Source organism: Citrobacter sp. R4, from assembly GCF_026719175.1.
Classification (GTDB): domain Bacteria; phylum Pseudomonadota; class Gammaproteobacteria; order Enterobacterales; family Enterobacteriaceae; genus Citrobacter_A; species Citrobacter_A sedlakii.
Map to the genome: position 1 here is coordinate 318,465 of NZ_JAPPSU010000006.1, position 9,759 is coordinate 328,223.

Sequence of the window (9,759 nt, forward strand, 5' to 3'; positions counted from 1 at the left end):
TGTTCCCGAGTCCGGCACCAAATTCATATCAACGGACCTCCATGGAGGTCCGTTTTTGCATTTTAGCTGGCCTCAGCCGACAAAACTTATCGGTATCCGGTTGTTTTCCAAATATAATCGCCTGTCAGATTGATTTACGCCCTGCCTAACGGCGAAAAATATGACCTCTGGAGCAGACCTTCTTCAGGATGCCGTTCTTCGATGTTATAGAGTGGCTGAAAATAGTGGTGTTCGCGCGATCATGGCTCACTCTCTGTCTGAAGAAGCCAAATACTTTTATATTCACCAAGGCTTTAAGGTATCGCAAACCCAGGCGCTAACGTTGATTCTCAAACTGCCACTATAGCCTTAAGATGGAAAGGGTACAGAGCCTACCATTCAACCCATTGAAATATATCGGCAATTAGTGTCCCCTCTCCTCACGGAGAGGAGCATCTCAAAAAATCCCTTTTTGTTTAATCTGTTTCATCTTCTGCGTCTGGGCCTCAAGCGTGCTTAAATCTATCTCTTCCGCCCCGGACGTTTTTGCGCTTTCCGCCGCAGGCGTCGTCCGGGCGATCATCTTCAGTTGTTGCAACAACACATGTTGCTTTTCCAGCAGCGCTTTCAGTTGTGCGATTTCCTCGTGCATCGCCGCCAGTTCACCCTCATCTTTCTCTTTCACGACTGGCTGCCGTTGCATCGCGTCGGACATCAGCGCACGCAGCTGGCGCAACTGCTGCTTGCTGAACTCCAGGCAGTTTTGCGGGGCGGAAGCGGGCTCCGCCGCGGCGACCGGCAGCAGTTGTCCTTCACTCAGTTCGGCACAAAGCGCCTCCAGCGTCAGCGTTTCACGACCAATCGATTCGGCGATATGGCTGCAAAGCTGCGGATTCAGCATCTGCAGCTGTAGCCCAGCCAGATAGACGTTACGGTGAAAACGACGCATCTCCATACTGGCGTCACTCGCATTTCCGCCCGCCTGGTTGATGTCATCGTGCCATTTTTTCAGATGCAGCATCGCGCGCAGATCCGCACGCGAATGCTCCGGCGACAAATGCAGGGAGAGATTAACCCGGCGAATTTGCCTGTTATTCATCGTCGCCGACCTCGACCATCTGCGGCGCAGCCACCTGCTCAACGCCGCTTTCCGCATGGTACAGGCAGATTTCGCGCGACAGCGCGCTTTGCGGATTGTCGATGGTCACCACGCGATCGCCCAGGGTCGCGTAAGTCTGACGTACAGCGGATTCAATCAGATGCGCCCCGCCGCCGACCAGATAAACGCGGTTCGGGTTTTTGGCGAATTTTTTCGCTTCATACGCCACCTGGTCGCCCAGCTCCTGAATTTTAATCGCCACGCGCTCAAGAATGTCGTCGATGCGCGACTCATCGTTAATCACGCTTTTCACAAACGCCATATCGTGGCGGCGTTTGATCAGTTCATTCGCCACCAGATAGCTGGAGTCGCTGTCTGCAGCGGCCAGCAGCTTGCGGGTGGCGTCAGTCACCATCGCCACACCAATCTCATTGTTACCGTAAATCGCGGAGACATCGTCAAATTCGCCGACGATCACTCCCATATCCAGCGTGGTGCCGCCGCAGTCAATCACCAGCGACTTCGTAAACTCGTTGACGTTCGAATTCAATAGATGCGAAAGCGCCGCCGGCAGACTCTCCGGCATCACCTGTACATCGACGATACGGAACAGTTCGCCCTTATTGAGGGAAATGTCGCGCGTCAGATTGCGGCGCTTCGCTTCGATGCGGCTTTCGTTACGCTGGCAATCGTCCGGGTTGTAGAACTGGGTAATCGGCAGCGTGACCACGATATCCACGTCGCACGGCGTCATGCCAGTTTGCAGCAGCGCGTGGTGTACCGCCAGCAGATTCAGATCGTCATACTGGTAGTCGATGTGCGTGGTCGACAGCGCCTTATCGGAGGTGGCGTCGTAGGTGTATTTCGTGGTGCCGATGGTGTAGTTGTAAACCGACTGTCCGCGCAGCAGCGCGGCGCTTTTCCAGTCTTTGCGAAAAGAGTTCGGCGACACAACGGTTTTCAGTGTGCCGTTTTCAATCCAGCTGATTTTGACGTTGGTAGAGCCATCATCAATGGCGAATTTCATACGGGTTGCGGTCATGGGTGGTATCTCAATCTAAAGGGTATTTTTCACAACGCGGCGTCTTCACTCAGAATGCGGCGCGCGCCAAGATAATGTGATTGCCAGAAATTGTCTGAAAGCTGGCTAATGCGGATTTTCAGCCCGGTACGTGGCGCTTCAATAAACTTATCGTCGCCCAGATAGACGCCAACGTGATCGGCGCCGGGGCGCTGGTTGATGTTGAAGAACACCAGATCGCCGTTGCGCAGTTTGTCTCTGCGCACCGGCTTCAGATGATTTGCCTGATACATTTCATTCGCCGTGCGCGGCAGCTTGCGCTCCAGCACCGCATTGTAGGCGTAGAAGACCAGTCCGCTGCAATCAAAGCCCTCGGTGGGGGTTTTACCGCCCCAGACGTAAGGTTTGCCGAGCTGCCCTTCCAGGCGGCGGATCACCGTGCGCAGTTTGGCCGCGCGCTGAAGCGCCTCCCGGGTCACGGGCGCTTTTTCATTCAGCGAGCGCGTCCAGAGCGCATCGACGGTGCCGGGTCGCCAGCGGGAATGCATCGCCAGCATTTCGCGATTTTTCAGCCGCGTCGCGCGTTTTTGCTCGATGTCCCGGCGCTTCTGCTCCGGCGTTAAGGGTACGGTCACCGTCCGCTTTTTGACCTTAGCCATCAGCCGCAGACGGTTCTGTTGCCTCGCCAGTTCCGCGCTTTCCGGCGACGGCTGAGACCGGGCGGCGCTATATCCGGAGTTTGCCAACAGCACCAGCGCCAGCAGAAAAAGAGGTACCCGAAGAACGGGCAAGCCAGAAGTAAAAGAGAGAAAACGTTTCACGCGACAACTCTTTTATTATGGATTTTTCGAGATTTTCTCGACCAGCGGCTTGATGATTTTCTCACCATGCTGGCCAAAAAACTGATACAGTGACTCACTGGCAGAGTGCGTTAACACCATGATTTCAATACGTCGATTCGCAGAACTCAGCGGCTGGTTCGGGTCGAGGAGCATCTGATCAGCCATGCCGCTGACCTGCAATACTTTGTTTGGGTCGAGCCCGCCTTTCGTCAGCACTGCACGCGCCTGCATGGCGCGCTCGCCGGAGAGATTCCAGTTGTTATACAGCACCTGATCGCGAAAACGCGTGGCGTCCGTATGGCCGGTAATAATGATCTTGTTATCTATCTTATTCAGTTCCGGCGCAAAGCGGGTCAGCAGCCGGTTAAAGAACGGCGTCAGAACGGCGCTGCTGCGCTGGAACATCTCCCGTTTCCTATCGTCAGAAACCAGAATGCGTAACCCCTGTGGCACGATCTCCATTTTAAGGTTGGACTGCGCGTCATACGCGGAGGTGATCTGCATAATGATGCGCGCCAGCTCCTCAATCTCGGCGTTCGAACGGGTGTTAACGTCTTTGAGACTTTCCGACTGCTTAACCTGCTGCGCCAGCTGTTTTTTCTGTTCTGCCGCGTTTTTCTGCGGATCGCGTTTGCCGACGATGGTCAGATCGCCGCCCACATCTTTCTGGGTGATCGGCGAAATCGCATGGCCTTCAAATATCGTCTCGCCGCCGTTGAGCAGAGAGACAATCTCTTTACGCTCCTCTTCGGTGACCGCGCCCATGATCCACAGCACCATAAACAGTGCCATCATCGCCAGCGTAAAATCGGCGAAAGCCACTTTCCACGCGCCGCCATGGATCTCCTCATGCCCTTTACGCGACGAGCGCTTGATGATTGTGGTGTGGTGATCTTTACCGCGATTACGCATCGGCCATACCCGTCATCTGGTTCACCCAGCCATCGAGAGTGGCAAAGGTTGGTTTAGAATCCATCGGCAACATTTTGCGTCCGGCGTCGACCGCCAGCAGGGTCGGTTTGCCTGCGACATGGTTGACCAGCACAGTACGCACGCACTCCAGCACCGCAATCTGCTTTTTGGTGCGCTGCTCCATGGCGTTCGCGACAGGATCCATCAGACAGTAACAGAAGAAAACGCCGAGGAAGGTGCCCACCAGCGCTGCCGCGACCTTCACGCCGATCACGGCAATCGAGCCATCAATGGACTGCATGGTGATAATTATCCCGAGCACCGCGGCGCAGATCCCGAAGCCCGGCATCGCTTCAGCGGTACGCTGCAGCGAGCGCGACGGCTGGAGCAGGTTCTCTTCCATCGCGCCGAGTTCCTGCTCCAGAATCCCCTCCAGCTCATGTTCGTTGATCTTGCCCATCGCCATCAGGCGGAAGTTATCGGAGATAAACATGATCAGCGCTTTATCACGCAGCATTTGCGGATATTTCTGGAACAACGGGCTATTGGCCGGCGATTCGATGTGCTCGTCCAGCACCTTCAGGCCGCCGTCCTGCACCAGCTCCAGTAGTTCATACAGCAGCATCAGCAGCTCGCGCTGGTATTCGCTGGTGTACTCGTTTTTGCGCATAATGCCGCGGAACTGGCGATACATCTCGCCCAAAACGGCTTTCGGGTTCGCCAGAACCATTGCGCCCATGCCCGCACCGAGGATGATGATGATTTCACCCGGCTGCCAGAATGATGCTAAATGCCCGCCAGACATAATAAAACCGCCGACAACACACCCCATGATGATGAGAATACCTAAGAATTTCTGCATAAACCTTTCACTTTCACTTCTGGAAAAAAGACTGAATTTTTTGCGCGATTTTTTTATTGAGCTGACAGACTCTCGCCTCGGTGAGATCAAGCACCAGGGCAATCTCTTTCAGGCTCATTTCCTGCTGGTAATAGAGCGTGAGGATCAACTGTTCACGTTCATCGAGGCTTGCCAGCGCGTTGCGCAGCGTGCGGCTGACAATCATCTCTTCTTCAAGGGGGCGGCTATCCAGCGCCCCGGCATGCACATCATTGCTCAGGAGATCGTCAAGGCTCTCCAGCGCTTTGGCGCAATCCAGCAGCAGATACTCCTGATACTCATCAGCCGTAATGGAAAGATGGCGGCTAAGATCATCAAACGTCGGCGGGCGGCCCAACAGCCGCGCCACTTCGCGAATGGCATCGTTGATCTTGTGCGTTTTCTGTCGCAGTCGACGCGGCCGCCAGTCAAGCTGACGCAGTTCGTCCAGCACCGCGCCGCGAATACGCGGCGCAGCATAGGCGGCAAACTGCTCGTCAGGATGACCATAGCGACGCAGCGAGCTTAACAGCCCCATCAGCGCGCTCTGCTCCATATCTTCGCGGTCAAGCACGCTGCTGGCCTGGTATGCCAGCTGTTTCACAATTTTGTTAACCAACGGCAGATACTGGCTGAGGTAGCGCGCTTCGTCTGCGGGCGTCAGCGTTTCGCTGGCAATAAAATCCATCATGTCCATTACGGCTTATTAATCACTGGAAAACCATTTTGCTGATGATCACGTCATCAAATGGTACATTCATGTTCAGGCTGCTGAAGCGCGCCTCGTAGGCCGTCTTCAGTTTGTTATGCAGCTCACCCACGCTTAAGGCGCGCACCGCACTGTATTCCATATCGGAAAGCAGGCTGACGGTCGCCCCGCGAATTGCCGGGATCATCTCTTCCGATTTACGGGTGTTATCCGGGCCGTTGGTCGCCAGGTTAAGTTCCAGCAGCAGGTAACGCTCCGTACGGCCGCTCCCTTTCAGGGTGATCACCAGATTTTTGATCTCCACAAACTCCACCGAATGCGACCCGGAAGAGGAAAAGAGTTTATCGATCGCCGTCGCGCTCTCATCGGAACGCAGCAGGTGGGTGCCGACCACGGTTAAACCGGCCGCCATCACGGCGGTCACAAGGGCGATAATCACCCCAAATAAAAGTGTTTTTGTGTTCATAGTGTTCTTTCTGTTAAACGGTCAGTAATACCGAATCATCTTTACGGCGTGTTTCATCCGCCACCGTGGCGCCTGTGGCGATCTCCGGTGCGGACTGAATCGCCGCCTGCTGTTCGGCAAAAGGCGACCCCTTCTCCTGCTGCTGTCCACCGGACTGCGATGAGACCTGCACGTTGACCTGCACGAAATTTTGTTCCGTCAGGCTCTGACGCAGATCATTGCTGGTCTGCTGTAACGCACGGTATACCTCGGCGTGGCTGGCGTTGATTTGTACTTGCATCCGACCGTTATCGATCTGCAACGAGATGTCTATTTTGCCCATCTCCGGCGGGTCAAGACGGATGGTGGCGTGCTGGATCTGATTCTTCACCTGCACCTGCAGACGTTCGCCCAGTACTCGCTGGAGCTGCTGCGTCCAGCGGGAATCTTCCGTATCCAACTTCAATGGCGCGCCCTGCGAGGTGCGGGCGTCGTTACTCACCGTGACGACACTGCTGGTCTGTGTGCCAGCAGGCTGCACAGCAAGCTCAGGCGTTACCGCGGTCATCGCCGTCATCAGCTGCGGCGCGACCTGAAGCTGTCTCCCCATTGCGGGCGTGACCGGCAGCGCCGTTTCCGCCCCCGATACCGCTTGCGGCAGTCCTGTCGCCCCGTTCAGCGCAGGCGCGTATCCACTGAGCGCGTCGGGCGTTTGCTGAAGCAGGGAATGCGTCGTCGCCGCCTCGCCGGTACGCATGTTTTCGACGCTAACCGGCTGCGGGCGTGGCATCAGCAACGCATCCAGCAGTTGTTGTTGCGCATCGACTCTCAGCAGGGAGGAATCCTCCACCGTCGCGTCCTTCGCCTCTTCGCTCGCTTTCTGTCGAATCCCCTCGGCGCTGACGCTGACGGCGGGCGCGTTTTCCCCCTGCCCGGCCATCAGCGTATTCACCACATTCAGCAGCGCGTCGCTAAAGGCCACTGGCGTCTGGGCGCTGGCGGCTGTCACCGCCGGGCTGCTTCCGGTAATCGGCTCCGCCTGCACCGGCGATCCCGAGGCATTACCCGCGCCAGCCGCGAACGTGAGAAGATCCATCATCGTAAATCCTCCGCATCCATAAAGGCTGCGTAGGCCGTTGCGCCTTCGCGATTACGTACGGAGAGCGCCATTTTGGCTTCCACAATCTCAAGCTGCCCCATGCAGTATTCGCGCGCCTGGCGGTGAATATTCGCCAGGGTTTTCAGCGCCTGCTGCTCGGCGCCGTTCAGGGTTTTGCCCCGAATGTCCGCCAGCAGCGCGGCGATTTCACCATCGGCGCGCTGTACCGCCGGCCAGTTATGATCGGCGGTCACCTGGCGCAGCGTGGCCGCCAGGGTTTGCAGAGAGGAGAGATAACTCATGCAGCCTGACCCATTTTTTCCCAGCCGTCCTGGATGTTGCCGAGAATGTTTTCCACTTCTTCGATCTGTTCAACAGAGAGCTTATGGCTGGCGTCATAGAGTCGGTAGACGCAGTAGTCGTAGAGATTCGCCAGGCTCAGGGCCAGTTCGCCGCCCTTTTCGAAGTCGAGCGCGCTGGTCAGCGCGTTGAGAATATCGATGCATTTATTGATGCTCTGCGCCTTGCGCTCAAAGCGACGCGCGGCAATATGACTTTTCGCGCGAATTAATTCATCCATTAGCCCGTTAAACAGCATCAGCACCAACTGGTGCGGATTCGCCGCCGCCGACTGAATCGCGAGATCTTCCTGGTGGTAAAGGCCGTAGCCTTCCCGATCGTTACCGTACATTACGCTCAGATTCCCTTAGAATTAGCTAAACATGCTCATGGTGTTATTCATCTGCGTCATGATGCTCTGCAACTGCGTGAACTGCTTGAGGTAGCGGTTATAGGAGCTTTCATAACGGGTATTCATTTTTTCTGTTTTCGTGTCGATATCGCGCTGCTGGCGGTCGAGCGTGTCCTGGCGGCCTTTCAGCAATCCGGTGCTGGTATTGAGGTATTTATCCAGCGATTTATCCATCGCCTTGATCATGCCGTCGTTGCCGTTAAAGAAGTTATTTACCGACTGTGGATCGGCTTTCAACTGCTCTTCCAGCGTGTCGGCGTCCAACGAGAGCTTGCCGTCTTTATCGGAGGTGATGCCAAATTTGGTCATGTTTTCATCACCGAAGGTCTGGCGCAGAATGTTACTTAGCTCATTAGAGAGCGAAGAGATGCTCGCATCACCGGCGAACGCACCGCGTTCGTCCGTATTACTTCCGGAAGAGGTCAGCCCGGAGATCGTATCTTTCAGCGTGTTGTAGGCGTCGATAAAGGCCTGAATCTGCTCTTGCGTCCCGGTGGGATCGGTATCCACGGAAATCACCAGTGGTTTGCCAACTTCCGTCGTGCCGGTCAGTTTGATCGACACGCCGTCCACCAGGTTGTCCAGGTTGTTGGAGCTGCTGCTGTACTCCTGGGGCGAATCGCCGAGCGTAAATTTCGCATCTTTCCCGCTGGTGATGATGGTCGCATTGTCGAAAATAGACTGATCGCCGGTCATCGCGCTGGTATCGAGTTGAATATCGTACTGTTCCCCACTCTGGTCGCTGCTCAGCATCAGTTGCACTTTGCCGTCAACGCGCATCAGCGAGGCGGTGACGCCGTTCTGCTCTGTGGCAGAGGTATTGCTGCTGGCGCTCGGAAAATCCGCCTTGTTCACCGCACCGGCGAAATCGGACAGACTGTTCAGATTGTCCATCTCAATATCAATGCTTTCACCGTTCAGGTTGATGGTCAGCGTGCCGGTGGCGTTTTTAATATCCTCATCCGTCAGGTCGCTAAACCCTTTTTGCTGGGCGGAAGCCAACTGCGTCACATTCAGGCTGTAGGTCCCTTTACGGGCCGAGGCGCTGGCGGAGATAGTGGCGATCCCCTCCTGATTCATGGTGACGCTGTTCTTCAGCACGTTGCTGGAACTGGAGTTCAGCCCTTTGATCGCCGTACGAAAATCCGTGAGCGCGGTACGTAACGAGGTTAGCGCTTTTTTCTGCGCGGCCAGCGTGGAGGTCTGCGTCTGGATAGAGTTCTGCAGCGCCAGAATGTCATAGCTTGCCAGCTGTGTAGCCAGTGTTGTGGGGTCAAAATCAGACATAAAAGGTTTCTCCAGGCACGCTCGTCGCGTTCGACATGACGTCATTCAAGCAACTATCGTGCCAACTTTTTAATTAAACATTTTCAGTAGGTTACAAAACGGGAGGAATCTCCCTTTCCGCTATTTCCGGCAGAGGAAACGACGTCGCCGGATACAAAAACACCGCTATGCAGCGGTGTTTTTTATTGATGCGGCGCCGGGAGGAATTAGCCCAGCAGGGACATCACCATGCTGGACATACTGTTGGACTGCTTCAGCATGGACATGCTGGTCTGCGCCAGCATCTGGTTACGCGTCATGGAGGAGGCCTCGCTGGCGAAATCAGCGTCCTGAATATTGCTCAGCGCCAGTTCGGTGTTGTCTTTCATGTTCGCCAGGTTAGAGGCGGTGTGGCCCAGACGGTTGATGCTGGCGCCCATTTTGGAGCGTACGGAACCGACATCATTCAGCTTAGATTCCAGATCGGACATCAGTGCTTTTGCCGTATCTGCATCGCTGATGTTGATGCCATCGGCCTTTTCCCAGTCACCAAAGCCGAAGCCGGAAGAGGTAAACAGCGCGCCACTCCCTGTTCCGTTCAGTTCGCCAGAGAGATCAATCTTCATCGCTTCACCGGAAGAGGAACCAATCTGGAAGTTCAGCGCTTTCGCGAATTTGCCGCTGTCACCGAACAGCTTCTCACCCGCATAAGAGGTATTGTCCATGATGTTCTTCAGCTCGGCGTTCAGATCGTTC

The 9,759-nt window shown here is 55.5% G+C and carries 12 protein-coding genes and 1 pseudogene; 1 reads left to right on the forward strand and 12 read right to left on the reverse strand.

Annotated features, from left to right (window positions below):
• Positions 1-169: 169 nt before the first annotated feature.
• Positions 170-346 (forward strand): annotated as a pseudogene (locus OOJ60_RS15405) (GNAT family N-acetyltransferase); the annotation flags it as partial.
• Positions 347-436: 90 nt separating this feature from the next.
• On the opposite strand, the gene OOJ60_RS15410 reads toward OOJ60_RS15405, so the two are convergent.
• The 12 genes from OOJ60_RS15410 to OOJ60_RS15465 all read right to left on the reverse strand — a co-directional run.
• A complete protein-coding gene (locus OOJ60_RS15410; RefSeq protein ID WP_200035105.1) occupies positions 437-1,078 on the reverse strand; it encodes a hypothetical protein in 642 nt (213 codons plus the stop codon).
• Positions 1,071-2,120: a plasmid segregation protein ParM domain-containing protein gene (parM, locus tag OOJ60_RS15415; protein WP_082636856.1), complete on the reverse strand. Its 1,050-nt coding sequence runs from the start codon at positions 2,118-2,120 to the stop codon at positions 1,071-1,073. Before parM ends, OOJ60_RS15410 begins: the two co-directional genes overlap by 8 nt.
• Before the next feature lie 29 nt (positions 2,121-2,149).
• Positions 2,150-2,920, reverse strand: coding sequence for a C40 family peptidase (locus tag OOJ60_RS24760; protein WP_275477535.1), 771 nt, complete (start codon positions 2,918-2,920; stop codon positions 2,150-2,152).
• Between the two features lie 15 nt (positions 2,921-2,935).
• On the reverse strand, positions 2,936-3,853 hold the full coding sequence (gene lafU, locus OOJ60_RS15425; RefSeq protein ID WP_060570800.1) for a putative lateral flagellar export/assembly protein LafU: 918 nt from the start codon (positions 3,851-3,853) through the stop codon (positions 2,936-2,938).
• Positions 3,846-4,715: a flagellar motor stator protein MotA gene (gene motA, locus OOJ60_RS15430; protein ID WP_181822052.1), complete on the reverse strand. Its 870-nt coding sequence runs from the start codon at positions 4,713-4,715 to the stop codon at positions 3,846-3,848. Before motA ends, lafU begins: the two co-directional genes overlap by 8 nt.
• A gap of 13 nt (positions 4,716-4,728) precedes the next feature.
• Positions 4,729-5,430 (reverse strand): FliA/WhiG family RNA polymerase sigma factor, encoded by a 702-nt coding sequence (locus OOJ60_RS15435; protein WP_042290448.1) that lies wholly within the window; start codon positions 5,428-5,430, stop codon positions 4,729-4,731.
• A 13-nt stretch (positions 5,431-5,443) separates the two neighbouring features.
• A complete protein-coding gene (locus OOJ60_RS15440; RefSeq protein ID WP_042290450.1) occupies positions 5,444-5,908 on the reverse strand; it encodes a flagellar basal body-associated FliL family protein in 465 nt (154 codons plus the stop codon).
• Positions 5,909-5,921: 13 nt separating this feature from the next.
• Positions 5,922-6,986, reverse strand: a complete 1,065-nt coding sequence (locus tag OOJ60_RS15445; RefSeq protein ID WP_205612823.1) for a flagellar hook-length control protein FliK — start codon at positions 6,984-6,986, stop codon at positions 5,922-5,924.
• Positions 6,983-7,288 (reverse strand): hypothetical protein, encoded by a 306-nt coding sequence (locus tag OOJ60_RS15450; protein ID WP_060570803.1) that lies wholly within the window; start codon positions 7,286-7,288, stop codon positions 6,983-6,985. The genes OOJ60_RS15445 and OOJ60_RS15450 overlap by 4 nt, the downstream gene beginning before the upstream one ends.
• Positions 7,285-7,677 (reverse strand): flagellar export chaperone FliS, encoded by a 393-nt coding sequence (fliS, locus tag OOJ60_RS15455; RefSeq protein WP_042290456.1) that lies wholly within the window; start codon positions 7,675-7,677, stop codon positions 7,285-7,287. Before fliS ends, OOJ60_RS15450 begins: the two co-directional genes overlap by 4 nt.
• A gap of 21 nt (positions 7,678-7,698) precedes the next feature.
• Positions 7,699-9,024 carry a flagellar filament capping protein FliD gene (fliD, locus tag OOJ60_RS15460; protein ID WP_205612824.1) on the reverse strand — a complete coding sequence of 442 codons (1,326 nt, stop codon included), beginning with the start codon at positions 9,022-9,024 and terminating at the stop codon, positions 7,699-7,701.
• Between the two features lie 206 nt (positions 9,025-9,230).
• The coding region (locus OOJ60_RS15465; RefSeq protein WP_265097123.1) for a flagellin at positions 9,231-9,759 on the reverse strand (529 nt) is incomplete at its 5' end.